The organism is Xylanimonas protaetiae (assembly GCF_004135385.1).
Classification (GTDB): domain Bacteria; phylum Actinomycetota; class Actinomycetes; order Actinomycetales; family Cellulomonadaceae; genus Xylanimonas; species Xylanimonas protaetiae.
Map to the genome: position 1 here is coordinate 2,720,003 of NZ_CP035493.1, position 24,226 is coordinate 2,744,228.

The 24,226-nt window shown below is 73.5% G+C and carries 19 protein-coding genes; 5 read left to right on the plus strand and 14 right to left on the minus strand.

The features are described 5' to 3' along the window. Positions 1-99 precede the first annotated feature (99 nt). The 12 genes from ET471_RS12580 to ET471_RS12635 all read right to left on the minus strand — a co-directional run bounded on the left by ET471_RS12580 (position 100) and on the right by ET471_RS12635 (position 18,180). Positions 100-1,413, minus strand: coding sequence for an ABC transporter substrate-binding protein (locus ET471_RS12580; protein WP_129188805.1), 1,314 nt, complete (start codon positions 1,411-1,413; stop codon positions 100-102). Further along, positions 1,410-2,261: a hypothetical protein gene (locus ET471_RS12585; RefSeq protein WP_129188807.1), complete on the minus strand. Its 852-nt coding sequence runs from the start codon at positions 2,259-2,261 to the stop codon at positions 1,410-1,412. Before ET471_RS12585 ends, ET471_RS12580 begins: the two co-directional genes overlap by 4 nt. Further along, on the minus strand, positions 2,258-3,271 hold the full coding sequence (locus ET471_RS12590) for a Gfo/Idh/MocA family oxidoreductase (RefSeq protein WP_129188809.1): 1,014 nt from the start codon (positions 3,269-3,271) through the stop codon (positions 2,258-2,260). Before ET471_RS12590 ends, ET471_RS12585 begins: the two co-directional genes overlap by 4 nt. A 239-nt stretch (positions 3,272-3,510) precedes the next feature. Continuing rightward, positions 3,511-5,229 carry a sensor histidine kinase gene (locus tag ET471_RS12595; protein WP_129188811.1) on the minus strand — a complete coding sequence of 573 codons (1,719 nt, stop codon included), beginning with the start codon at positions 5,227-5,229 and terminating at the stop codon, positions 3,511-3,513. Continuing rightward, on the minus strand, positions 5,226-5,996 hold the full coding sequence (locus ET471_RS12600) for a response regulator transcription factor (RefSeq protein ID WP_129188813.1): 771 nt from the start codon (positions 5,994-5,996) through the stop codon (positions 5,226-5,228). Before ET471_RS12600 ends, ET471_RS12595 begins: the two co-directional genes overlap by 4 nt. 97 nt (positions 5,997-6,093) lie before the next feature. Next, positions 6,094-7,950 (minus strand): Na+/H+ antiporter NhaA, encoded by a 1,857-nt coding sequence (nhaA, locus tag ET471_RS12605; protein WP_129188815.1) that lies wholly within the window; start codon positions 7,948-7,950, stop codon positions 6,094-6,096. An 88-nt stretch (positions 7,951-8,038) separates the two neighbouring features. After that, positions 8,039-11,128, minus strand: a complete 3,090-nt coding sequence (locus tag ET471_RS12610) for an alpha-mannosidase (RefSeq protein WP_129188817.1) — start codon at positions 11,126-11,128, stop codon at positions 8,039-8,041. A gap of 13 nt (positions 11,129-11,141) precedes the next feature. Further along, complete coding sequence (locus ET471_RS12615) at positions 11,142-13,016, minus strand: glycoside hydrolase family 2 protein (protein ID WP_129188819.1); 1,875 nt, start codon at positions 13,014-13,016, stop codon at positions 11,142-11,144. Further along, a complete protein-coding gene (locus ET471_RS12620; protein WP_129188821.1) occupies positions 13,013-14,842 on the minus strand; it encodes a glycoside hydrolase family 2 protein in 1,830 nt (609 codons plus the stop codon). The genes ET471_RS12615 and ET471_RS12620 overlap by 4 nt, the downstream gene beginning before the upstream one ends. Before the next feature lie 54 nt (positions 14,843-14,896). Next, a complete protein-coding gene (locus ET471_RS12625; RefSeq protein WP_129188823.1) occupies positions 14,897-15,724 on the minus strand; it encodes a carbohydrate ABC transporter permease in 828 nt (275 codons plus the stop codon). Between the two features lie 2 nt (positions 15,725-15,726). After that, entirely contained in the window at positions 15,727-16,704 is a 978-nt protein-coding gene (locus ET471_RS12630) for a carbohydrate ABC transporter permease (RefSeq protein ID WP_207207266.1), read from the minus strand. A 135-nt stretch (positions 16,705-16,839) separates the two neighbouring features. Continuing rightward, the gene (locus ET471_RS12635) at positions 16,840-18,180 is read right to left on the minus strand and encodes an extracellular solute-binding protein (RefSeq protein WP_129188825.1); all 1,341 of its coding nucleotides are present in this window, start codon (positions 18,178-18,180) and stop codon (positions 16,840-16,842) included. Positions 18,181-18,395: 215 nt separating this feature from the next. On the opposite strand from ET471_RS12635, the gene ET471_RS12640 reads away from it, so the two are divergent. After that, complete coding sequence (locus ET471_RS12640; RefSeq protein ID WP_129188827.1) at positions 18,396-19,391, plus strand: LacI family DNA-binding transcriptional regulator; 996 nt, start codon at positions 18,396-18,398, stop codon at positions 19,389-19,391. Between the two features lie 79 nt (positions 19,392-19,470). Here the strand turns inward: ET471_RS12640 and ET471_RS12645 are convergent, their stop codons facing one another. Together ET471_RS12645 and ET471_RS12650 are read right to left on the minus strand one after the other, a co-directional pair. Next, positions 19,471-19,896 (minus strand): hypothetical protein, encoded by a 426-nt coding sequence (locus ET471_RS12645; protein WP_129188829.1) that lies wholly within the window; start codon positions 19,894-19,896, stop codon positions 19,471-19,473. 25 nt (positions 19,897-19,921) lie between these two features. After that, complete coding sequence (locus tag ET471_RS12650) at positions 19,922-21,076, minus strand: GNAT family N-acetyltransferase (protein ID WP_129188831.1); 1,155 nt, start codon at positions 21,074-21,076, stop codon at positions 19,922-19,924. 169 nt (positions 21,077-21,245) lie between these two features. Between ET471_RS12650 and ET471_RS12655 the strand changes: the two genes are divergently transcribed. The 4 genes from ET471_RS12655 to ET471_RS18865 all read left to right on the plus strand — a co-directional run bounded on the left by ET471_RS12655 (position 21,246) and on the right by ET471_RS18865 (position 24,226). Next, positions 21,246-22,223: a hypothetical protein gene (locus ET471_RS12655; protein WP_129188833.1), complete on the plus strand. Its 978-nt coding sequence runs from the start codon at positions 21,246-21,248 to the stop codon at positions 22,221-22,223. Between the two features lie 49 nt (positions 22,224-22,272). Beyond that, positions 22,273-23,322 (plus strand): alpha/beta fold hydrolase, encoded by a 1,050-nt coding sequence (locus tag ET471_RS18620; protein WP_129188835.1) that lies wholly within the window; start codon positions 22,273-22,275, stop codon positions 23,320-23,322. A 92-nt stretch (positions 23,323-23,414) separates the two neighbouring features. Continuing rightward, complete coding sequence (locus tag ET471_RS18625) at positions 23,415-23,858, plus strand: class I SAM-dependent methyltransferase (protein ID WP_280949866.1); 444 nt, start codon at positions 23,415-23,417, stop codon at positions 23,856-23,858. Continuing rightward, positions 23,831-24,226 carry a hypothetical protein gene (locus ET471_RS18865; protein WP_280949867.1) on the plus strand — a complete coding sequence of 132 codons (396 nt, stop codon included), beginning with the start codon at positions 23,831-23,833 and terminating at the stop codon, positions 24,224-24,226. Before ET471_RS18625 ends, ET471_RS18865 begins: the two co-directional genes overlap by 28 nt.

Below are 24,226 nucleotides of genomic sequence, written 5' to 3' on the forward strand. Positions count from 1 at the left end.
GGCCTGCGAGCGCCCGGTCAGCGGCCAGCGGCCCGGTGGCTGCCATGTGTCTCCTTCGATCGTCTGTCGAGGCCGGCCGGCGGACCGGCCGGCCCCGTCTCACTTGCCGGCGTCGACGAAGCCCTGGACCTTGGTCTGGGCTGCTTCGGCGGCGGTCTTCACGTCGTCACCCGCGAACAGCGACCGCTCCAGGTCGAGCATGGTCGGGTCGCCGTCGATGGTGTTCAGGGCCGCGAAGCCGTTCGGGGCCTGGGCGAACAGCGGCTGGCCCACCGGGGCGCCCCACGCCTCGGCCGACTCGCGGTAGAGGAAGGCGTCGTCGAAGGCCGGGTTGGAGTCGAGGGACTCGCGCGGCGAGACGCCGGAGGCGCCGGCCAGCATGAGCTGGTCGCCGACGCCGGACCAGTACTCGATGAACTTCATGGCTTCGTCGGGGTGCTCGGTCTGCTTGTAGGCCATGATCCCGTTGACGAAGTACAGGCCGAGCTTCTGGCCGTCGGCGTTCGCGAGCGGCGGCAGCACCTTGGTGACCTTCTGGGTCTCCGGGGAGATGTGCGGCCCGAACGACGGGGAGTCCATCACGAACGCCGCCTTGCCCTGGTCGAACAGGGAGATGGCGTCGTCCTGCGTGATGGTCGTGGCGGACGGGTTGATGCAGCCGGACCCGCCCTGGCCCATGGACGCGATGTACTCCAGTGCGGCGAGCTCCTTCGGGTTGGTCGTGAGCTGCGCGTCGCCGGACTTGTCGAACATGCCGGCACCGTTGGCGATGCCCTGCATGAACGTCCAGTGCGGGGTGCCGCCGTCGGCGATGCCGTAGATGTCGCCGCCGAGGCCGTGCACGGCCTCGCAGGCGGTCTTGAGCTCGTCGTACGTGGTGGGCACCGGGACGCCCGCCTGCTCGAGCAGGTCGGTGCGGTAGTACCAGACGCGGATGTCGGTGGCCCACGGGACGGCGAGGTAGTTGCCGTCGGCGTCCTTGTAGTAGTCGAGGCTGCCCGCGGTGAAGTCGTCCGCGGTGCCGTCCTCCTGCCACTTCTCGATCAGCGGGTTCAGCGGCAGGATCGCGTCGGCGTCCTGCTGGAGGCCGAACGGCTGGAAGCCGCCGCCGGTGGACACGTCGGGCGCGGTGCCCGACGCCACGGCCTGGGCGAACGTCTGGTACCAGTTGTCCCAGGTGTTCAAGGTGTAGTTGACCTTGATGCCGGGGTTCTCCTCCTCGAACTTGTCGACCAGCTCCTGTGCCTTGACGTCGTACTGGCCGGCCGGGCCCCAGGACATGTCCCAGAACTCGAGGGTCACGGACCCGTCGTCGCCTTCGGCCTCGGGCGACGACGGACCGCAGGCCGCGAGGCCGACGACGCTGATAGCCGCCAGGGAGGCGAGGGCGAGTGACCTGCGGTGGATGCTCATCGTGTTCCTTCCAGTGGGTGGGACGTGACTGCCGTTCCGGGCGCCCACGAGACCTCGCTGAGCAGCCGGGCCGTGTGGGCGTGCGTGTCGAGCAGGCCGGGCGGGGGTGAGGAGCCCGGCCGGGCGAGGGCGGCGTGGGCGTCGTGCAACGCCACGCGGCGGGGCGTCTCGTACGCGGTGCCGGTCAGCGAGCCGCTGTCGGCCGTGACCACCAGCACCCGTCCGGGTGCTGCGACCCCGGGGTCTCCCAGAGTCGCCTCCACACTTCCCTCCGGCGTGAAGACCTTCAGCGAGGCGCGCGCCGCGGCCCCCGGGCGGTGCACGCAGGTCACGTGCACCCGCGCCGTGCGGGCCGTCGCGTCCGCCGTCACGACGTGATCGGCGCTGGTCACCCGGGGGACGGAGTCGAGGCCGAGGCCGACGGCGGCGAGCATCGACGTCGCCCCCCACAGCGCCGCCTCGGGTGCCGGCGCGTCGTCCGAGCCGTCGACCACCAGCAGGTCGACGAGGTCGGCCGCGCCCAGCCCGGGCAGCGCCTGCGCCAGCGCGCGCAGCTGGGGCGCGTGCGTCCAGGCGCCGAGCAGCACCACCGGTCGCCCGCCGAGCCGTGCGACGTCGTCCGGCGTGACCGGCTGGTCGGTGTCGAGCACCACGAGCCGCGCGCCGGCGGCCAGCGCGGCGTCGGCACGCGGCGCCCAGCCCTCGTCGCCTGTCGTCAGCCAGGTCACCGCCGCGGCGGGGTCGTCGGTGAGCCGGAAGAGACCCGGGACGGTGCCGAGCGCCGCCCGGAGGTCGGGCGTGGCGGCCGGGAGCGCCCGCAGGCCCAGCGGGGGCGTCGGCGCGGTCATGCCGCCTCCCACGCCCGGTCGACGGCGTCGACCGCCAGGTCCGCGAGCGTGAGCGCGTGGTCGAGGTCGTCGAGCAGCACGTCGAGCGGCTGGCGCGGCCGGGCGCCACCCAGGACCGCGAGCAGCTCCTCCCACTCCGCGAGGTACCCGTCGGCGGCGTAGGGCCCCCACGTGGTGACGCCGTCCGGCCCCTGGAGCGTGGCGACGGCCGAGCCGGCGTGCACGTACGACGGCGGGAACGCCACCTCGAGCTCGGTCTGCCGGCCCCAGACCGTCAGCGTCCAGTCCGGCTGCCAGGTGCCGCCGGTGCGGGCCAGGAGCTCGACCGTGCCGTCGGGGCCGGAGGCGGTGATCACGTAGCCCCACGGCTCGACCCGGGCGGCGACCTCCACGCGGTCGATCCGGGGCAGGAAGCGGCGCACCAGCGGCAGGTCGTGGATCGCCAGGCCGAGCACCCCGGCGCGCAGCGCCTCCGCCTCCGACGTCCGCCGGGGCGCGCCCGGCGCGGGCCGCACCATGGTGGTGGCCATGTCCTCGAAGCGCGCGTTCGCCGGCAGGTAGATCGCCGAGCGGACGTGGAACGGGCCCGGGTCGGCGAACGCTGCCGACGCGGCCAGCCACGCGGGGTCGAACGTGTGCATCGCGCCCAGCACGAGCGCGGCACCCGACGCGGTCACCGCCGCCGCCACCCGCTCGGCCTCGGCGCGCGACGTGGCCAGCGGCTTCTCCGCCAGGATGCCGCGCACGCCCGCGGCGCAGAGCGCCTCGACGTGGTCGGCGTGGAACCGGTCGGGCGAGCAGATCACCGCGACGTCGATCCCGCCCGCGAGCAGCTCCGGCACGCTGCCGGTGACCGTTGCGCCCAGCGGGGCGGCGACCGCCGCCGCCAGGGCGGTGTCGACGTCCATCACCTGGGTCACGCGGACCCGGTCGGCCAGCCGCGCGAGCGTAGGGAGGTGGATGGCCTGCGCCACCGCCCCAGCCCCGAGCAGCCCGACCCTCAGTGCCATCGCCTCTCCCTTGAGTGCGCGACAGGTGTCACCCCCGTTCGGCGCACGCTCGGGCGCCTCTCAGGAAGTCTCTTGCATCGAAGCGTGGAAGCCCTGCCCGGTCAAGACCGTCCCGCGCCCGACTTGGTGCCAGTTCGGTTACGGTCCTGCGGGCGCCCGCAGCGCGCAACCCGAGCACGCGCTGGGCGCGTCCCGCGCGTGCTCGGGTCCGGCGGGCGGCTACGGGGGCCGGCGGTTGGCTACCGGCCGTCGGGCGCGGGATCCCGCACCGAGAGCGGTGGGTGACCCGATGATGACCCCGGCCGAGCGGGCGACGTACCTGGGCGACCTCGGACCGTACCGTCCGACGTGCCCGGTGCCCGCTCGGCGGGCGTAGCCGAGCCCGTCGGCAGGCTCACCTCGACGGTCGTGCCGCGGCGGACGCCCGGGACGGCGTCGTCGGCGGTGCGGCTGACCACGTCGATGCTCCCGCCGTGGGCGGCCACGATCGACTGCACGATCGCCAGGCCCAGACCGGTGGAGCCGGCCGCGCGGGTGCGGGCGGCGTCGCCGCGGGTGAACCGCTGGAACAGGGTGGGCCGCAGCGGGGCCGGGATGCCGGGGCCGTCGTCGCGGACCGACACGACGACGTCGCCCGCGCCGTCCGCGCGCACGCCCACGACGACGCGTGTCCCGGCGGGCGTGTGCACCCGGGCGTTGCCGAGCAGGTTGGTCAGCACCTGCCGGAGCCTGGCCTCGTCGCCGAGGACCACGAGGTCGTCCGCGAGGTCGCCGGTCGGGTCGATGTCGGTGTCGGTGTCGTCGAGCCCGGGCAGGTCCAGCTCCCAGCGGTGGTCGGGTCCGGCGGCGTGGGCGTCGGCGACGGCGTCGACGGCGAGCAGGGCCAGGTCGACCGGGGCGCGGTCCAGGGGGCGGCCGGCGTCGAGGCGGGCCAGGAGCAGCAGGTCGTCGACGAGCGCGCCCATCCGCGCGGCCTCGGACTCGATCCGCCGCAGGGCCTGGGCCGTGCTCGGCGGCACGACGTCGGGGGAGTGGCGCACGAGCTCCGCGTACCCGCGGATGGACGCCAGCGGGGTGCGCAGCTCGTGGGAGGCGTCCGCGACGAACTGGCGCACGTGCGTCTCGGAGGCGTGCCGGGCCGCGAGGGACGCCTCGACGTTGTCGATCATGCGGTTGAGCGCGGCGCCGACCAGCCCGGCCTCGGTGCGCTCGTCGGTGTCGGCGTCCGCCACGCGCGGGATCGGGGCGACGACGCCGCTCGCGAGCTCCATCTCGGACACGCGCCCGGCGGCGGACGCCACCGACTCCAGCGGCCGCAGCGAGCGGCGCACGAGCCACGTCCCGCCCGCGACGGTCAGCGCCAGCCCGACGACGCCGATGACCGCCTCCACGAGGACGTAGCGCCGCACGGTGTCGGTCACCTGTGACGTCGGCAGGGCGATGACCGCCTGGTCGCCGGCGGACGTGACGACCGCCGTCGCGCGGTAGTCGCCCAGGCCCGTGACGCGCACGTCGTGCTGGCGGCCGTCCTGCGGCACCGCCCGCAGGTCCGCGACCTGCTCGTCCGTCAGCTCGGTGAAGGCGTTGCGCTGGGTGAGGTAGCCGGCCCGGCGTACCTCGCCGTCGGCGGAGACCAGCACGACCGTGCCCGCGTCCTGTCCGATCCACGGGCCGAACGCCCGCTCGCCACCGTCGGGGCGGGTGCCGGCTGGCGGGTCCGACGGGCGCGCCGCCTCGGGCTCGCCCGCGCCGGGCCGGAACGGCCCGGTCGCCGGGGGCGGCTGGACCAGGCGCTGCGCCGCGTGCGTGAGCTGCGCGTCGAGCCGGCCGATCAGCTGGCCGCGCAGCGCGAGCGTGGAGGCGAGCGCGACGGCCGAGGTGAACACCAGCAGGACGGCGATCAGCACGAGCACGAGCTGGCGCCGCAGCGGCCAGCCGCGGGTCCGGCGGGCCGTCACGCGACGTCCGCGCCGGGCTTGAGGATGTAGCCGACGCCGCGCACGGTGTGGATCATGGGCGCCCGGCCCTTGTCGACCTTGCGGCGCAGGTACGAGATGTACAGCTCGACGATGTTCGCCTGGCCGCCGAAGTCGTAGTGCCACACCCGGTCCAGGATCTGCGCCTTCGACAGGACGTGGCGCGGGTTGCGCATGAGGTAGCGCAGCAGCTCGAACTCGGTCGCGGTGAGCGTGACCGGGTCGCCCCCGCGCGTCACGTCGCGGGCGTCCTCGTCCAGCACCAGGTCGCCGACGACCAGCGCCGCGTCCTGCTCGGCGGCCGTCGTGCGGGCGCGGCGCAGCAGCGCGCGCAGGCGGGCGACGACCTCCTCCAGGCTGAACGGCTTGGTCACGTAGTCGTCGCCGCCCGCGAGCAGCCCGGCGACGCGGTCCTCGACCGCGTCGCGCGCGGTGAGGAACAGGACGGGGACCCGCGTGTCCTGCTCGCGGATGCGCCGCAGCACCGTCAGCCCGTCCAGGTCGGGGAGCATGACGTCCAGCACGACGACGTCGGGCCGGTCGTCGCGCACGGCGCGCAGGGCGCCCCGCCCGTCGAGGGCGGCGCGTGCGTGCCACCCCTCGTACCGCAGCGCCGCGGTCAGGAGCTCGGCGAGGTGGGGCTCGTCGTCGACCACGAGGACCCGCAGCGGGCTTCCGTCGGGGCGGGTCAGGGCGGGCTGCTCGCCGGCCGACGGTGCGGGGGAGGGGGACGTCGTCGTGCCGTTCATGCGGCCATGGTGCGGGCCGCACCCCGGCGGGCCCTGTGCGGTCCCTGTGCGTACCCTGTGCGATGCGCCCGTCTGCGGACGGGGTCCGCCCGCCGGGCTACCGGGTGGCGAGCAGCGCCTCGACGAGCGACCGGGCGTCGTGGTGCCCCGTGTGCCGGACGCCGTTGACGAACAGCGTCGGCACCGCGGTGATGTCCATGGCCTCGGCGTCGAGCATGTCGTCGCGCACGCGCGCCGCGACCTCGGGGGAGGTGAGGTCCTTCTCGAAGCGCACGACGTCGAGGCCGATCTCGGCGGCCCTGCGCAGGATGTCGCTGGGCTGCTGGTGCTCCTGGTCGGCGAAGAGGGCGCGCTCGAACTCGAAGAACCTGCCCTGCAGGGCGGCGGCCTCGGAGGCCTCCGCCGCGGCGACGGCGTTGGGGTGGTAGCTGAGCAGGGGCGCGTGCCGCCACACGTACCGCAGCTGCCCGCCGAGCTCGGCCACGACCTCCTGGATGGTGCCGGCGGTCTTGAGGCAGAAGCCGCACTGGAAGTCGCCGTACTCGACGAGCGTGAGCGGCGCGTCGACCGGGCCGTAGATGTGGTCGGCCTCGGGGTCGACGAGCCGGGCAAGGGTCTGACCGATCTCGGCGTCGGCCTGCGAGCGCTCGACGACGCGGAAGATCGCGGCGGCCAGCGCGAAGGCGAGCACCGAGGCGATGAGCACGCCCACCCGGGCGGCGTTCTGCACCGCGGGGTCGTCGATCGCGAGGTCGACGATGAAGAGCGCGAGCGTGAAGCCGATCCCGCACAGTGCCGCGCCGCCGGTGAGCCGCCCCGTCGTGAGCCCGGGACCCAGGTCGCCCAGGCCGAGGGCGCGCACCGCCGTCGTGCTCCCGAGGACGCCGACGAGCTTGCCGACCACGAACGCGACGACGATGCCCCACGTCACCGGCGACGTCATCGCGGCGGCGAGCACGTCGCCGGAGAGCTGGACGCCCGCGTTGGCCAGGGCGAACAGCGGCAGGATGACGAACGAGACGTACGGCGCGTACGCGGACTGCAGCCGCTCGTTGATCGAGATGGACTCGCGCAGGCTGTTGGCCGCGGCACGCGCGTACTGCGAGCTCGGCGACTGCCGGAACGTGCGCGCCAGGGCGAGGGCGTGCTCGACGTCGCGCCGGCTCGGCCGGTACACGGGCACCAGCAGCGCGACGGCGACGCCCGCGAGCGTCGGGTGCACGCCCGAGGCGAGGAACGCGAACCAGACGCCGATCGCCAGGGTGGCGTAGATCGGGCCGCGCCCCGAGGGGACGTACCGGGCGAACCAGATCGCGACCAGGCCGACGGCGGCGACGAGCAGCGGCATCGGATGGAAGTCGTCGGTGTAGACGAGCGCGATGATCGTCAGGGCCCCGATGTCGTCGACGACGGCGAGGGCCAGGAGGAACACGCGCAGCCGCCCTGCGGCGCGCGGCCCGACGAGCGCGAGCCCGCCCACGAGGAACGCGGTGTCGGTCGAGATGACGACACCCCACGCGCCCTCCCACCCCGTGCCGCGGGTGACCAGCACGAACAGCAGCGCCGGGAGGGCGAGCCCGCAGAGCGCCGCGACCACCGGCACCATCGCACGCGACCAGCTCGTGAGCTCCCCGATGGCGAACTCGCGGCGCACCTCGAGACCGACCGTGAAGAAGAAGATCGCCATGAGCGCGTCGTTGACGATCGCGTGCAGCGTGAAGTCGAGGCCCAGGTCGCCCATGCCGACGGTGAGGTGGGTGCCCCAGAAGCTCTCGTACGTGGCGTGCGAGACGTTCGCCCACACGATCGCCAGCACGGTACCGACGACCAGCAGCAGCGCTCCCACCCGGGCGCTGCCCGTCGCGCGGACCCACGCGGCGATCGACGGAGGTCGGGGCGCCGGGGTCGGGAGCTCCGGGTCGGGCGAGCGGTCGATGACCACCGGCAGGGACATCGTCGGCTCCTCAGGAGGCGGAGGTCACGCGAGGTCGGGCGCACGTCACGGGCGTCTGGCCACGATAGCCGCGGGCGGCGGATGCGGGCTAGGGGAGCATGGTGAACCGCAGCGTCACGAGCTGGAACGGCCGCAGCGACAGCACGACGACACCGTCCGGTCCGCCGTCCGCGTCGGCGAGCGCGCGTGCGGGCACCGCCCGCTCCAGCAGGTCGGTCTCCGTCACGCCCGCGTACGCGAACGACGGCGTGACCCGGGCCGTGGCCCGCCCGCCGTGGGCCTCGTAGAGGCGGACGACGACGTCGCCGCTGCGGTCCTCGGCGAGCTTGACGGCCTCGACCACGACGGCGTCGTCGTCCACGGTGAGCAGCGGCGCGACCGGCGCGGCGCTCCCGACGACGCGGACGGGCAGGTTGAGCCGGTACCCCGCCCGCACGGCGTCCGCGATGCCCGCCCCCACGACGACGGAGCAGCGCAGCGTGTGCACGCCCTGGTCGGCGTCGGGGTCGGGGAACAGCGGTGCGCGCAGGAGCGACAGGCGCACCGTCGTCGTCGTGCCGTCGGCGCGGGCCGCCCGCGTGACGTCGTGGCCGTACGTGGCGTCGTTGGCGACGGCGACGCCGTAGCCCGGCTCGCCGACGTGCACCCAGCGGTGCGCGACGGTCTCGAACCGGGCGGCGTCCCAGGACGTGTTGGCGTGCGTGGGCCGGTGGACGTGCCCGAACTGGATCTCGGACGTCGCCCGGTCGGCGTGCACGTCGAGGGGGAACGCGAGCTTGAGCAGGTGCTGGCGCTCGTGCCAGTCCACGGTGGTCTCGACGTCGACCGCCGGAGAGCCTGCGTCCAGCGACACGACCTGCTCGACCGTCGAGCTCCCGAAGGTGCGCCGGACCCGCACGGCCACCCTCGCGGGCGTGTCCAGGTCGAGCGTCACGGCGTCGGCCGCGCGCAGGTCGGTCGCCGAGCGCCGGTAGTGCGCGTCGACGTCCCACGCGTCCCAGCGCGCCGGGGTGTCGCGGTGGAGCTGGAGCAGGTTGCCCGCGGCTCCCGGCGCCAGCACGTCGCGGTCGGCGGCGAGGTCGCGCACGGACGTGAGCAGGCCGTCGGCGTCGACGACGACGCGCACGCGGTCGTTGGCGAGCACGAACCCGCCGTCGGTGGCGGTGACGCGGGCGTCGGACCCGCGCACGACCGGGCCCGCGCCGAAGGCCGGGACGCCGTCGAGCTCGTACGGCCCGGCGTTGAACGCCAGCGGCGTGCCGCCGCCCGCTGGGTCGCCGCCCGCACGCTCGCCGCTCGAAGGCTCATCGCCCGCACGCTCGCCCGCCGGCGGCGAGGCGGCAGCGAGGGCGGCCACCGCCGCGCCGATCAGTCCCTCGAGCTCCGCCGACGCGGCCGCATGGTTGCGCTCCGCCTCGCGGTGCACCCACGCGATCGACGACCCGGGCAGGATGTCGTGGAACTGCTGCAGCAGGATCAGGCGCCACAGCCGCTCCAGGTCGTCGTACGGGTACGCCGCCCCGGCGCGCAGCGCCGCCGTCGTCGCCCACAGCTCGGCCTCGCGCAGCAGGTGCTCGTTGCGGCGGTTGCCCCGCTTGGTGCGGGCCTGCGACGTGTACGTGCCCCGGTGGAGCTCCAGGTAGAGCTCGCCGCTCCACACGGGCGGGTCCGGGTACTCGGCCTCGGCGTCGGCGAAGAAGCTCGCCGCGCTGCCGACGCGCACCCGCGGCGACCCCTCGAGGGAGCGGGTGCGCGCGGCCGCTGCGAGCATCTCGCGCGTCGGGCCGCCACCGCCGTCCCCCCAGCCGAACGGGACGAGCGAGACGCTGGCCCGGCCCTTCTCGGCGTACTGCCTCTCCGCGCGCGCCAGCTCCTCGCCCGAGAGCTCCGCGTTGTAGGTGTCGACGGGCGGGAAGTGGGTGAACAGCCGCGTGCCGTCGATGCCCTCCCACCAGAAGGTGTGGTGCGGCATCGTGTTGGTGTCGTTCCACGAGATCTTCTGCGTGAGGAACCACCGAGCACCCGCCGCCTTCGCGATCTGCGGCAGCGCGGCCGAGTACCCGAACGAGTCGGGCAGCCACACCTCGCGCGGCTCGACGCCGAGCTCCTCGCGGAAGAACCGCTGGCCGGCGACGAACTGCCGCGCCATCGCCTCCCCGCCGGGGAGGTTCGTGTCCGACTCGACCCACATGCCGCCGACGGGGACGAACCGGCCCTCCGCGACCCGGGCACGGATCCGCTCGAACAGCTCCGGGTAGGCCTCCTGGACCCAGGCGAGCTGCTGCGCCGACGAGCACGAGAAGACCAGGTCCGGGTCGGTGTCCATGAGGTCGAGCACGTTCGAGAAGGTGCGGGCGCACTTGCGCACCGTCTCGCGTGGGGGCCACAGCCACGCCGAGTCGATGTGGGCGTGCCCGGTGGCCACGACCCGGTGGGCGCTCGCGGTCGCCGGCTGGGCCAGCACGCCCGCCAGCGCCCGCCGCCCGGCAGCTGCGGTCCCTGCGACGTCGAACGGGTCGACGACGTCGAGCATGTCCTCGAGCGCGCGCAGCACGAAGGCGCGCCGCGGCTGGTCCGCCGGGAGCTCGCGCACCAGGCCGCGCAGCGTCCACACGTCCGCCGCGAGCTCCCACACCGTCACGTCGCGTTCCGCGAGCACGGCCTGCGCGAGCCCGTAGAGGGGAGCGTCGCCGGCGGTCGCGGGATCGCCCAGGGGTGTCGGCCCGAAGCCCCGGTGCCCGATGTTCGGGTTCGAGGAGACCTCGAGGTACGCGTCGACGACGCCGCCGAGGCTGCTCAGGCGCACGTACCGGTTGCGCGGGTGGATCCCCTTCACGATCGCGCCGTCCGGCCGGTAGACGGTGGCCTCGGCCTGGAAGCCCGGCCCGGCCGCCGTGAAGCCGAGGTCGAAGACGAGCTCGAGGTCGCCGCCCTCCCAGCCCGCCGGCACCGTGCCGGTGACGTGGAGCCACGTGGTGCCCCAGGGCCGGCCGAACGCCTGCCCGGCGCCGAAGGGCTCGAACCGGTGGGCGACGGCGTCGGCGAACGGCACCGGCTCCCCGGGCGCCTCCCACCGGGTGACGGTGAGCGGCGTCGTGCGGCGGTAGACGGCGGGTGTCAGGCGCTCGTCGACGAACCGGTCGAGGCGGGCCTCCACCAGCCGGGAGGTGTCGTGCATCGTGGCTCCTTCGCTACCGCGACCCTGCGGCGATGGTCTGGCGGTTGACGGCACGGACGGCGTCCTCGTCGACCTTCACGACGCGGCGGTCGTAGGTGAGGAGCCCGTTCTGCTCGGTCTCGACGTCCGTGATCTGCGTGTACACCGACCCCGAGATGCCGTAGGCGGCGGCCGAGCGGAGCATGGCCGTCGTGTTGGCGACGTAGCCGGCGGTCAGGGCGTCCCGGTCGGGGACCGCGCCGTAGGGGTTGAGGTCGGCGCCCGGCCACGCGTGCCCGTCGACGGGCAGCGAGAGCCCGCCGTGCTCGCCGTCGACCGCCGCGCGCCGCGTGCCGGGGCTCGGCAGCGCGGGGCCCTGGTACACGTGCCAGTCGACGACGTCGCCGCCACCCGAGTCGGTCGGGACGTCGCAGCAGTTGACCCCGCTGGCGGCGTCGACGAGCCGGGACGGGTCCTGGGCCTTGACCTGGGCCGCGAGGTCGCTCGCGGCCTGGACGGACCACTGGCCCCAGCCCTCGTTGAAGGTGACCCAGCCGATGACCGACGTGACGCCTCGGAGCTGGTCGACGATGCGCGTCGTCTCCGCGCGGAAGCCCTGCTGGTCGCCCGGCGTGAGGGTGTCGTTCCTGCCGTTCGGCATCGACGGGATGTCCTGCCAGACCAGGACGCCCAGCCGGTCGGCCCAGGCGTACCAGCGTGCGGGCTCGACCTTGACGTGCTTGCGGATGGCGTTGAACCCCAGGTCCTTGGTCTTCTCGATGTCGAACCGCAGGGCGTCGTCGGTGGGCGCGGTGTAGATGCCGTCGGGCCAGAAGCCCTGGTCGAGCGTCGCGAGGAGGAAGGTCGGGACGTGGTTCAGGGTGATGCGCTGCTTGCCGCCCACGTTCTCGACGGCGATCTCGCGCAGGCCCGCGTAGGTCTCCACCGCGTCGTGCACGCCGGGGCCCGACAGGGTCGCCGTGAAGGTGTAGAGGAAGGGGTCGTCGGGCGTCCACAGGCGCGGCTCGCGGACGGTCAGCGTCAGCGCCGACGCCGCGGGCCCCGAGGCGGTGGCGACCTTGACCCCGTCCGCGTAGGCGTCGATCGCGAGCCGGGCACCCGCCGCGTCGCCGTGGAAGGTCGCGGTCGTGGTGAAGGTGGACGTGTCGACGTCGGGGGTCGCGACGAGCGTCGCGATGCTGACCGGGGGGACGGGTTCGAGCCAGACGGTCTGCCAGATGCCGCTGGACGCCGTGTAGAAGATCCCGCCGGGTTCGAGCCGCTGCTTGCCCACGGGGACGGCGGCGGCGTCGACGGGCGAGTCCACGGCGACGACGATCTCCTGCGTCCCGGTCGCGCGCAGCGCGGGCGTGATGTCGGCGCTGAACGCGTCGTAGCCCCCGGCGTGCTGCGCGACCTGCCGGCCGTTGACGTAGACGGTGGCCTCGTGGCTGACGGCGCCGAAGTGGAGCCGCACCCGGCCGCCGTCGGCGACGTAGCGGTCGGGGACCTCCACCGTCGTCCGGTACAGCGCGTGGTCGGCGTGCTCCTGGACACCCGAGAGCGCCGACTCCTCCGGGTACGGGACGAGGATCGTGCCGGGCAGGTCGGTGCCGAAGGGGATCGCGCCGGACCCGTCCCATGCCTCGTACTGCCAGACGCCGTTGAGGTCGAGCCAGTCCGGGTCGGCGGCCGTCGGCCGGGCCAGCTGGGGCCGCGGGTACTCGGGCAGCGCGTCGCCGGGGCCCACCTCGTCGGTCCACGGCGTGGTCAGCGGGGGAGCGCCCCGCCGCCAGCCGTCGGCCTCCGAGGGCTGCGTGCCGGTGCAGCCGCCGACGGCGAGCGCGACGGCCACGACCGTCGCGCCCACCGTCAGCCCCAGGCGGGGTGCCCGTGGGGCACGTGTCACGCGGCGTCCTCGGCCGCCTGCGCCCTCTTCTCGTACGCGGCCTGCTGGACCTGGACGTCGCGGACGCGCTCGATGTCCACCTTGGGGTTCCGGTCGGCGTCGTAGATGCCGTTCTCCTCCTGGAACGTGTCGGTGAGCTGGGTGTAGCAGTAGCCGAACATGAGCGGGTCGTCGAGCAGCACGCGCGTCAGGCCCGCGAAGCGCTCGTGCCACTCCTCGGCCGTCCGGACCCGCTCGCCGTACCCCCACGAGCCGGCCCGGGTCGGGTCCTGCGCCAGGGCGCGCTGCGCGAGCTCCTCGTTCCACCAGATGCCGCCGTACTCGGACACGAAGTAGGGCTGGCCCTCGTAGGGCAGGGAGATCTGCGCGCCGTCGTGGAGGTTGACGTACGGGGTGCCCTCCGCCAGCCCCGACATCAGCGCGCGGAACCGGTCCGGGTCCTGCTCGTAGCAGTGGCTGTCGTACACGTCGACGCCCCGCACGCGGTGCGAGTACCCGGAGGCGTCGATGACCGGCCGGGTCGGGTCGGCCGCCTTCGTGGCGAGGTACATGCCCACGGTCACGTCGTCGAGCTGCGTGATCCGGTCGTGCAGCGCCTGCCAGGTCTCGTTGAGGGGGCACCAGCCGACGATCGACGGGTGGTTCCGGTCGCGGCGCACCGCCTCGACCCACTGCGTGACGAACGACGCCGTCGGGCGCTGGTTGTCGCCGCGCGGGCCGGCACCGCCCGCGCCCCAGTCGCCGAACTCGCCCCAGACCAGGTAGCCCAGCCGGTCGGCGTGGTAGAGGTAGCGCTCCTCCGCCACGCGCTGGTGGATGCGGGCCCCGTTGAACCCGGCCGCGATGCCCAGCTCGATGTCGCGCCGCAGCGCCTCGTCCGACGGGGCCGTCATGAGCGTGTCGGGCCAGTAGCCCTGGTCGAGGACGAGCCGCTGGAACACCGGCTCCCCGTTGAGCAGCAGCCGGTTCCCGTCGATCGTGACCGACCGCAGGCCGGCGTAGGAGGAAACCTCGTCGACCACCGCCCCGCCGTCGAGGAGCCGCACGGTGAGGTCGTAGAGGTGCGGGTCCTGCGGCGACCAGAGCCGGACGCGGTCGGCGGGAACCTCCAGGCGGAGGCTCGGCGCGAGCTCCAGCACCGGGACGCTCGCCGTCACGATGTCGCCGGCGCCGTCGCGCAGCACCGCCTCGAGCGTCAGCCCGGCGGCGCGCGACGACAGCTCGGCGGTGACCCGGAAGGTCGAGTCCGCCACCTGGGGGACCACCTGGAGGGCCGCCACGTGGGCGGGCGCCACTGCCTCCATCCAGACCGTCTGCCAGATCCCGGTCGTGCGCGTGTAGAAGCACTCCGTGTTGTGGAAGTACGTCGCCTGCTTGCCGCGCGCCTGCGGTTCGTCGCGAGTGTCCCGGGCCCGCACGACGACGGTGAACTCGTCCCCGGCCCGCACGAGACCGGTCAGGTCGGCGGTGAACGACGTGAACCCGCCGCGGTGCCGGGCGACCTCCCGGCCGTCGACCCACACGGTGGCGTCGTGGTCGACGGCGCCGAAGTGGAGCAGCACGTCGCGCCCCGCCCACGTCTGCGGCACCCGCACGGTCCGGCGGTACCAGACCGCCGAGAGGAAGTCGGGGTTCCCGATGCCCGAGGCTGCCGACTCGGGCGCGAACGGCACCAGGATCCGCCCCTCGTACGGCGTCTCGAGCAGGCCGCGGTCGATGCCGGAGTCGCCGCGGTCCAGCTCGAACTCCCACGTCCCGTTGAGGTTCACCCACTCGTCCCGGACGAGCTGGGGGCGCGGGTGCTCAGGCCTGGGGGTCTCGTTCACTGCACAACCTCTTTCTGCACTGCTGTTCGTGGTCTGATGCGGGGCGCGCACGGGCTAGCCCTTGATCCCGGTGAGGCTGACGCCCTTGACGATGTAGCGCTGGAAGATGACGAAGAGCACGATCATCGGCAGCGACGCCACCATGTTCGCCGTCATCGGCAGCACATAGTCGACGGTGTAGGTGCTGGCGAACGTCGGGATGCCGATGGGGAGCGTGAACATGTCGGCCGTCATCGTCGCGAGCAACGGCCACAGATAGTTGTTCCAGCTCCCGGTGAAGGTGAGGATCCCGACGGTCAGGAGGATCGTCTTCGACAACGGCAGGACGAGGCTCCAGTAGATGCGCCAATGGCCCGCGCCGTCGACCGTGGCGGCCTCGGTGAGCTCGTTCGGCAGCTGCTTGATGAATGCCGTGATGATGATGAAGTTCATCGACGCGGCGATCCCCGGGAGGATCAGGCCCGCGTACGTGTTGATGAGGTGCATCCAGTTGGCCGTGACGAAGAGCGAGGTGATCGTGGCCTCGCCCGGCACCATGAGGCCGAGGATCATGAAGATGTAGAAGAACGTGGCGCCCTTGAACTTGATCCGGGCGACCGCGTAGGCGGCCATGGGGGTGACGAGCAGCGTCAGCGCCGTCGAGACGATCGCGATGATGAGGCTGTTGACGAACCACACCCAGACGCCCGACCGCAGGAGCACCGTCGGATAGTTCTCGAGCGTGTAGGGCGGGAGGAACCAGTCGAAGACGTTCGACATGGTCTGCCCCTCGTGGTGCAGCGAGACCGCCAGCGACCACAGGACGGGCACCAGGAAGGTGACGGCGAGGACGACGGTCGCAAAGGTCAGCAGGACGCCGCCGGGAGTGAGTCGCTTCTTCATGGTCACTTCTCGCTTCGGGTCTGGACTCGCAGCTGGAGCAGCGAGAAGACCAGCAATATGAGGAACAGGGCGAAGGACATGGCGGAGGCGTACCCGAGGTTGTCCTTCCCGAATCCCGTCTGGTAGATGTAAAGAACCAGCGACGTCGTCGAGCCGGCCGGCCCGCCTCCCGTGATCAGCTGCACCTGGCCGAAGACCTTGAAGCACGCGATGACCTGCAGCAGGAACACCAGCCAGTGCGTGCGGGACATGAGCGGGAGCGTGATCGAGAAGAGCTGCCGTCCCTTGCTCGCGCCGTCGATCGACGCGGCCTCGTAGACGTCGTCGGGAATCTCCTGGAGCGCCGCGAGATAGAGCAGCATCGCGAACCCGATCGTCCACCACACGGTGGTTCCCGCCAGCGTGACCCACGCCAGGCGTGGCCCGAGGAGCCATTGCGGTTCGACGTCGGCCGGCAGGAGCCCGATGTCGTGGAGGAAGTGGTTGATGAACCCCGTGTGGGGCGACGCCATGAACCGCGAGATGTACGAGATGACCGAGACGGTCAGGACGCTGGGGATGTAGAACGCCGACCGGGCGAACGCCCGGACCCGGCTCGCGCGGTTGGCCAGCAGGGCGACCAGGACGGCGACGACCATCATCGTGGGCACGGTGATGATCGTGAACTTCACCGTGTTGCCCAGCGCCGCCCAGAAGTACTTGTCGTCGAGCGCCTTGGCGTAGTTGGCGAGGCCGACGAAGCCCTGGGAGCCGGTCAGGCTCCACTTGCTGAGGCTCACCCACATGGCCTGGAACACGGGCCAGATCGTGAACACCGTGTACAGCAGCAGGAAGGGCGCCATGAACACGAGCGCGGTGGTGAGCTCACGCCGGTTCCGCGACGTCGTCTGGTGGCTCTGTGGTCGGCGTCTCCGCGCGGGGCGCCTCTGTGCTTGCCGCGCGCCCGCGATCGCGAGCTCGCGCCGGTTCAGCAACTTCACCTGGGTCTCTTTTCGTGCGCACCGGCCACGCTGCCGGTCGAGGACGGGTCGGAGGACGGGTCGCCCGGGCCGGCCGCACGCCATGGCGCGCGCGGCCGGCCGCAGGGGTGGGGTGACCGCCGAGGAACGGCGTGACTACTGCAGGTCCGAACCCATCTCCGCGATCATGTTGTCGATCGCGGTGCCGGAGTCGCTCTGCCCGGCCCAGATCGTGTCGAGGTTCTTGATGATGGTGTCCTTGAGCGCGTAGAAGTGCTCGTTGCTCGACGGCAGCACCGCCACGTCCTTCTCGTGCATGTAGCTGCTGCGGAAGGGCATGTCCAGGTAGGCCTGGTTGGACGTCACCTGGGAGTTGGCGGGGATCTGCCCCGACCCGGCCCAGGTCAGGCCGCCCTGCGACGCGACCCAGTTGATGAAGTCGACGGCCGCCTGGGTGTCCTCGTCGGAGCGCTTCGGGTTCGCCGGGATGATCAGGGTGTGCGAGTCCGCCCAGGCGGCGTCGCTGCCGCCGAACAGGGCCGGGAAGTTCTGCGGCGTGAAGCTCAGCCCGTCGCTCTGCTCGAAGGCGCCCGTCGCCCAGGTCCCGCCGAACATGATCGCGGCCTGGCCCTGCTGGAACAGCTTCTGGTGGTCCTCGATGCCGGGCAGGACGTACCCGTCGTCGTAGAGGCCCTTGAGGAAGTCGGCGGCCTTCACGGCGGTGGCACGGTCCATCGTGATCTTCGTGCCGTCGCTGGAGACCAGCGGGGCGCCGCCCATCTGGAAGTAGGTGGCCCACCAGACGCGGTAGGGGTCGTCGCCCTGCTGGGGGAGCGCCAGCGGGGAGACGTCCGCGCCGACGGAGTCCTTGAGCTGCTTGAGGATGCCGAGCAGGTCGTCGGAGCTCGCGACGGGGAGCTGGCCGTTCGCGTCGAGCTGGATGCCGGCCTTCTGGATGAGGTCGTTGTTGAAGTACATGATCTCGGCGTGGGTGTCCAGCGGGATCGCGTAGTGCTGGCCGTCGAACGAGACGCCGTCCTGGGAGGCCTTCGGGTACTCGCTCCAGTCGGTGCCCGCCGCCGAGGTGTAGTCGTCGATCGGGACGACGACGTCCTTGGCCACCAGCTCGGGCAGCTTCGACATGTGGGAGATGCCGATGTCGGGGCCGTTGCCGGTCGCGACCGCGGTCGTGAGCTTCGTGTAGTAGTCCGCCCAGACCAGCATCACGGACTGGACCTGCTTCTTCGGGTTCGTCGCGTTGTACTCCTCGACGATCTTGTCCATCCAGGCGCCGTCGCCTCCGGAGAACAGCGACCACAGGACGAGCTTGTCGGGGTCGGTCTTGACGCTCTCGGGGTTGTTGACGGTGCCGTCCTCGTTCACGTCGGCGGTGGCACCGCCGCCGGGGGCGCTCCCGGCTGACGGACCGCTGCATCCCGCCAGGGCAAGCGCTGCAGTCACGGCGACAGCGCCGAGACTCAGGAGTCCCTTCCTCATGGGTTTGATCCTCTCCGAGGTCTGCGCCCGGACTCCTGCGTCCGGGCCGGGCCTCGTCACTCCGTCGTGTGGGTCGCCCGACGACCCCAGGGAAGCGTCGCCAGGAGGCGATTTTGCATCGATGCATTTCGCCCGCCGCTCAGCATCCTCGGGGACTAGGCCGGTGTCAAGCGTCTGTGCCAGACTTCCGTCCGAGCCGCTGACAAGGGAGTTGCATGGGATCACGCAGGGACGTCGCCGTCGCCGCAGGCGTCTCCGTCCGCACCGTCTCGAACGTCGTCAGCGGGGCCGCCCACGTCGCCCCCCGGACGCGGGAGCGCGTCCTCAGGGCGATCGAGCAGCTCGACTACCGCCCCAGCGAGTTCGCCCGCAGCCTGCGGGTGGGCAGGTCCGGCCTCGTTGGCCTCATGCTGCCCGAGCTGGACACCCCGTACTTCGCCGACATCACCCGCACGCTCGTCGGCGAGGGGTCGCGCCACGGCCTGACCGTCGTGATCGACCAGACCGAGGGCGACCGGAACCGCGAGCTCGCCTGGATCGAGCGCACCACCCACGGGGGCCTGTTCGACGGGCTGATCCTGAGCCCGCTCGCGCTCCGGCCGGGTGACGTGGGCCTCTTCCCGCGCGACAGCCCGGTGGTGTTCCTCGGCGAGGACGAGTTCCCCGGCTTCGACCACGTCATGGTGGACGGCGCGGCAGCGGCCCGCGACGCGGTGACCCACCTGGTTGACGCCGGCCGGCGGAGGATCGCCGTGATCGGCGCCGAGCGGCCCGGCCGGGGCACCAGCGCGCAGCGCCTCGACGGCTGGCGGGACGCGCTGGCGCGCGCGGACGTGCCGGCCGACCCCGAGCTCGTCGGCTATGTCAGCGGGTTCACCCGGACCGAGGGCTACCGGGCGATGCACGAGCTGCTCGACCGCGGCCCGGACGCGGTCTTCTGCTTCTCCGACCCCTTGGCGCTCGGGGCGATGCGCGCCCTGTACGAGCGGAAGGTCCGCGTGCCCGACGACGTCGCCGTCGTCGGCTTCGACGACATCGAGGACGGCAGGTTCTCCGCCCCGTCGCTGACGACCATCAGCCCCGACAAGGCGCTCCTGGCGCGCACGACGTTCCGGCGGCTGACCGCACGGCTCGAAGGGAGCCGGGACGATCCCGAGACCGTCATTGTCCCGCACCGGCTCGTCGTGCGGGAGAGCTCGCCGGGCGACTGACCCTGCGGGCGCCCGACCTGCGGACGGGCCCGGGCTGCGGGGCCCGCCGACCGGCGAGGCCCCGCAGCCCCACGGCGGCTCAGGGCGCGACGATCGACACCGCGTCCGAGAGGTAGTCGATGCCGTGCGCGGAGACGCCGACCCGGAGCGACGCACCCGGGGCGAGGTCGCCGGGGACGGCGAGCCGGACCGTCCACCGGCCCTCGGCGTCCGCGTCGAGCGGCTCGACGAGGTCGACGTCGTGGCGGACGCCGTCGACCGTCAGGACCGGCTCCATGCCCGTCGTGCCCGCCGGGGTGCCCGCCTGACCGGTGTCGAAGCAGTCGTCGAAGAAGTGCCGGCCGTCCACCTCGATCTGCGCGCCCGGCGCGGCGCCCGCGGGCGCCGAGACCTCCGGGGCCACGCAGGACGCCGCCCCGGGCGACGCCGTCGCCGAGCACCCGGCGGAGGTCGGCAGAGCGCCGAGCGCGACGACGACGACGGCAGCGGCGCGACGGCGGTCCATGAGACGGACGGTAGCGCCCGCGGGCCTACCGCGCCGCGGCGTCGGACCCCGGCACGTCGTGGCGCTGCCACGTCGCGAGGACGCCCGCACCGCGGAACCCGAGGGCCACGTTGATCGACAGCATGAACGTGTTCTCCTCGGCGTTGAACGTGTGGATGCGGCGGATCTTGGGGCGGTCGGCCATCATCGCGAGCAGGTTCGTGGCCTTGACGAGCATGCCGAGACGGCGGCCGCGGTGGTCGGAGATCACCAGGGTGTCGCCCTGGAAGCCGAAGTCGACCTCGTCGAAGTCGGGGAGGGCCAGCTCCGTGAACGCCGTGAGCGCGCCGGTGGGGGCGTGCTCGGCGGCCGTGAGCAGCACCTGCTGGTGGGCCTGCGCCTGCTCCTCGAGGTGCGCGGCGACACGGGCCGCGTCCCACTGCTGCGCCTCGGTCTCGACGGCGGCGTGCGGGGCGTCCGTGCTCATCCGGGCCCACAGCACGGCGAGGCGCTCGTGGAACTCCGCCGGGACGGTGCGGTTCCACGTGTGCACCACGTAGTCGTCCCCCGCGGCGGCAACGGCCGCGGCGAGATGCTGCTCGACGTCGGACGTCGTGTCGGGCACGGGCAGCGTGGACGCGCGGGCCACCTGCTCGAGCGCGAAGCCGCGCCGGAGGGCGAAGCGCGCCGCCGCGTCCGTCGTGTCCACGCGGCCGGAGCCGGTCGGCGCCGTGACGACGCCAGGACCCGGATCGGGCTCGGGGGCGTGCGCGCTCCAGCTGACCGCGACCGTGCGGCCCGTCCGGGCCACCCACGTGTCGGCCGCGTCGGCGAGGGCCGTGCCGATGCCCTGGGCGCGGTGGTCCGGGTGCACGGAGACGCTGACGAACGCGAGGTGCTCGTCGTCCTGCTGCGGCAGGCCGATCTCGGCGACACCGAGGACGGCCGTGTGGTCGCTGCCGTCGGCGTCGTCGCGGACGGCGGCGACCAGGGTGTTGCGCTTCCAGGGGTTGTCGGCCAGGAACGCCATGAGGATCGGGGTCGGGGCCCAGCGGTCGTGGTGCCCCCAGGTCTCGAGCTCGACGGCCTGCCGGATGCGGGAGTAGCCCTGGTAGACCCAGCGCCACTCCCACTCCCAGTCGGCGCCGACGGGCGGTGCGGGGACTTCGACGATGCGCCAGGCGGGCGCGGGGTTGCTCATGGTGGGGATCGTAGGAAGGCGGGGACCCGGTGGCACCGTCTATTTGCGCCCGGCGCGCGATGACCGGTCGTGCCTGGGTCCTGCGCCGACCTCAGGGCTCGGCGAACGACGGCAGTGCGCGGCGCGTCCCGGCACGTATCAGCCCGCCGGTCGTGGTGTCTTGGTGGGTATGGACACCTCGACGACGCACGGCGCGGCCGACGTCCGTACCGGGTCCACGGCGGGTGCCGACGCACCGGCGCCGGGCGTGCGCTCCGGGCTCACCAAGGCGCTGGACGAGGCGAGCCCGGAGCTCATCAGCTACCTGGGCCTGCGGGTCGCGATCATCGCGCTCACGGCGCTGCTGGCCGTCGCCGTGTTCCTCGAGAACGCGCACCTGCGCGAGCTGTCCTGGGACGGCAAGCTCGAGGGTTTCGTCGCGCTGGGGTCGATCAGCTCGTACTGGTACACGTCGGCGCAGAGCGTGTTCATCGCCGTGCTGGTGGGCTACGGGATCTGCCTCATCGCCATCAAGGGCGAGACGAGCTTCGAGGAGACGTGCCTCAACGCGTCCGGGCTGTGCGCCCCCGTGGTGGGGTTCGTGCCGACGTACTGGGCGAGCTGCGGTGCCGTGGCGCCCTACCGCACGTGGTGCCAGGGGCAGAGCGGGTTCGAGGGCAGGATCGCCACCAGCATCGTCGCCACCCTCGTGGCGGGCGGCGTGGTCATCGCCGTGTTCCTGGCCCTGACCGTGCTCCGCGGGCGCGGGCCGGCGCCGCACGTGATCGTCGGGTTCGCCGTCACCGTGGGGTTCTACGTCGCGATGCTCGTCTGGTTCGTCGTGGCGCGGGACGGCTTCGTCCGCGGGGCTCACGGCGTCGCGGCGATCGGGCTGTTCGGCGGCGTCTTCGTCGTCGCCGTCTCCCGCACGCTGCGGGCGCGGACCCGGCCGGACCCGGCCGTGAAGGCACCCGTGGCGGCGCTCTACCTCGTCTCGACCGTCGCTCTCGGCCTGTCGCTCGTGGCCGTCGTCGGGATCTTCCTGGCGGTGCCCGCCGCGGAGGGCTCGTCGCGGCTGTTCTGGATCGAGTGGGTGCTGCTGTTCTTCTTCGTCGTCTTCTGGCTGGTGCAGACGCTCGACTTCTGGGAGCGGAAGCGGCCGCGCTGAGGCCGCGCGGGCCCCGGCCCGCGGCGCCCCCAGGTGCGATCCTCGAACCGTGGAGCAGAGCATCCGCTTCTGCCACGCCCCCGACGGGGTGCGGCTCGCCTACGCCGTGACCGGCGACGGCCCGCCGCTCGTGCGCGCGGGGGTGTGGCTGACGCACCTCGAGTACGACCTGACCAACCCGCTGTGGCGGCACTGGCTCGACATGCTGGGTCGCACGAGCACCGTGGTCCGCTACGACGAGCGCGGCGCCGGCCTGTCGGAGCGCGACCTCGACGGGCGGGAGCTCTCGCTCGACGCCTGGGTGGGCGACCTGGACACCGTCGTCGACGCGGCCGAGGTGCCCGTGTTCGACCTGTGGGGCGTGTCCGCGGGCGCCGCGATCGCCGTCGCCTACGCGGCCCGGCACCCCCAGCGGGTGCGCCGCCTCGTGCTGTTCGGCGGGTACGCCCGCGGGCGGGCGCACCGCACCGCCGCCGACCGCGAGGAGGCCGAGCTGCGCGCCGGGCTCGTCGCCGCGGGCTGGGGGCGCGCCGCCGGCGAGCTGCGTCGCCGCTTCACCCAGCTCCTCGTCCCCGACGGCACCGACGCCGAGCTCGAGCCGATCATCGAGCTGCAGCGCCGCTCCGCGTCGGGGGAGACGGCCGCGCGCATCCTGCGGGCGCGCGCCGGGCTCGACGTGCGCGCGGACGCCCCGCGCGTCCGCGCGCCCACGCTCGTCATGCACGCCGCCGACGACGTCATGGTCCCCGCCGAGCACGGCGCCGAGCTCGCCGGCCTCGTCCCCGGCGCCCAGTTCCTCGCCCTGCCCGGCCGCAACCACCTCATGCGCGCCGACGACGACGCCTGGCCCGTCGTCGTCGAGCGCATGACCGCCTTCCTCGGGCGGGCGCCGGCCGCCGTCGGGCTCCCGCTCACAGGCCGCGAGCGCGACGTCGCACGGCTCGTCGCGGACGGGCTCGACAACGCCGCGATCGCCGCCGCGCTCGTCCTCAGCGTCCGGACGGTCGAGCGGCACCTGTCGAACATCTACGCGCGCCTCGGGCTGAGCGGCAGCGCCGCCCGCGCGGCGCTCGCGGCCCGGTACGCGCGCGGCCGCTGAGCGGCGGGCTACGTGCCGCCTGCCACCGCGCGGCCACAGATGGGTCCGGGCACCGACGCGGCCCGGTCCGCCGCCGGCCTAGCGTCCCGGACATGACCACCACCGATGCCGCGTCGCTGCTCGCGGCCGTCAAGGACACGCAGCGCCACGGGTGGGCGTCCGGCGACTACGCCGCGATCGGCTCCACCCTCCAGCTCACGGGCGAGCTCCTCGCCGAGGCCGTCGACGCCGGCCCCGGCGACGCGGTGCTCGACGTCGCCGCCGGCAACGGCAACGCGGCGCTCGCGGCCGCCCGCCGCGGTGCCGACGTCGTCGCGACCGACTACGTGCCCCGGCTCCTCGAGCAGGCGGCCGGGCGGGCCGCCGCCGACGGCCTGCCCCTGCGCGTCCAGGAGGCCGACGCCGAGGCGCTGCCGTTCGCCGACGCGTCGTTCGACGTCGTGCTCTCGGCCTTCGGCGTGATGTTCGCGCCCGACCAGGCCGCCGCGGCGGCGGAGCTCGTGCGGGTGTGCCGCCCCGGGGCCGCATCGGGCTGACGGCCTGGACGCCGGACGGGTTCGTCGGGCGCATGCTGCGCACGGTCGGGCAGGCCGCCCCGCCACCGGCCGGCGTCCCCAGCCCGCTGGCCTGGGGTGACGCCGACGCCGTCGCGCGCCTGCTCGGTCCGGGCGTGACGGTCACGAGCACGCCGCGCTCCCACGTCTTCCGCTACGCCGACGCCCGCGCCTGGCTGACGGTGTTCCGTGGCCGCTACGGCCCGCTGCGCGCGGCGTTCGCGCGCCCCGACGTCGACGCGGCAGCGCTCTGGGCCGCGCTGACCGGCCTCGCCACGGAGCTGTCCACCCACCCGCGGCGCATGGAGGTGCCGTCGCCGTACCTGGAGGTCGTCGCCGTCAAGGGCTGA

Excerpts from the sequence above, each read along its gene's own strand:
- ET471_RS12655 (WP_129188833.1), top strand. The coding sequence starts at position 21,246 with ATGGACACCTCGACGACGCACGGCGCGGCCGACGTCCGTACCGGGTCC.
- ET471_RS12625 (WP_129188823.1), bottom strand. The coding sequence starts at position 15,724 with ATGAAGAAGCGACTCACTCCCGGCGGCGTCCTGCTGACCTTTGCGACC.
- ET471_RS12600 (WP_129188813.1), bottom strand. The coding sequence starts at position 5,996 with ATGAACGGCACGACGACGTCCCCCTCCCCCGCACCGTCGGCCGGCGAG.
- ET471_RS12635 (WP_129188825.1), bottom strand. The coding sequence starts at position 18,180 with ATGAGGAAGGGACTCCTGAGTCTCGGCGCTGTCGCCGTGACTGCAGCG.
- ET471_RS12585 (WP_129188807.1), bottom strand. The coding sequence starts at position 2,261 with ATGACCGCGCCGACGCCCCCGCTGGGCCTGCGGGCGCTCCCGGCCGCC.
- ET471_RS12645 (WP_129188829.1), bottom strand. The coding sequence starts at position 19,896 with ATGGACCGCCGTCGCGCCGCTGCCGTCGTCGTCGTCGCGCTCGGCGCT.
- ET471_RS12580 (WP_129188805.1), bottom strand. The coding sequence starts at position 1,413 with ATGAGCATCCACCGCAGGTCACTCGCCCTCGCCTCCCTGGCGGCTATC.
- ET471_RS12640 (WP_129188827.1), top strand. The coding sequence starts at position 18,396 with ATGGGATCACGCAGGGACGTCGCCGTCGCCGCAGGCGTCTCCGTCCGC.
- ET471_RS12650 (WP_129188831.1), bottom strand. The coding sequence starts at position 21,076 with ATGAGCAACCCCGCGCCCGCCTGGCGCATCGTCGAAGTCCCCGCACCG.
- ET471_RS12610 (WP_129188817.1), bottom strand. The coding sequence starts at position 11,128 with ATGCACGACACCTCCCGGCTGGTGGAGGCCCGCCTCGACCGGTTCGTC.
- ET471_RS12590 (WP_129188809.1), bottom strand. The coding sequence starts at position 3,271 with ATGGCACTGAGGGTCGGGCTGCTCGGGGCTGGGGCGGTGGCGCAGGCC.
- nhaA (WP_129188815.1), bottom strand. The coding sequence starts at position 7,950 with ATGTCCCTGCCGGTGGTCATCGACCGCTCGCCCGACCCGGAGCTCCCG.
- ET471_RS18625 (WP_280949866.1), top strand. The coding sequence starts at position 23,415 with ATGACCACCACCGATGCCGCGTCGCTGCTCGCGGCCGTCAAGGACACG.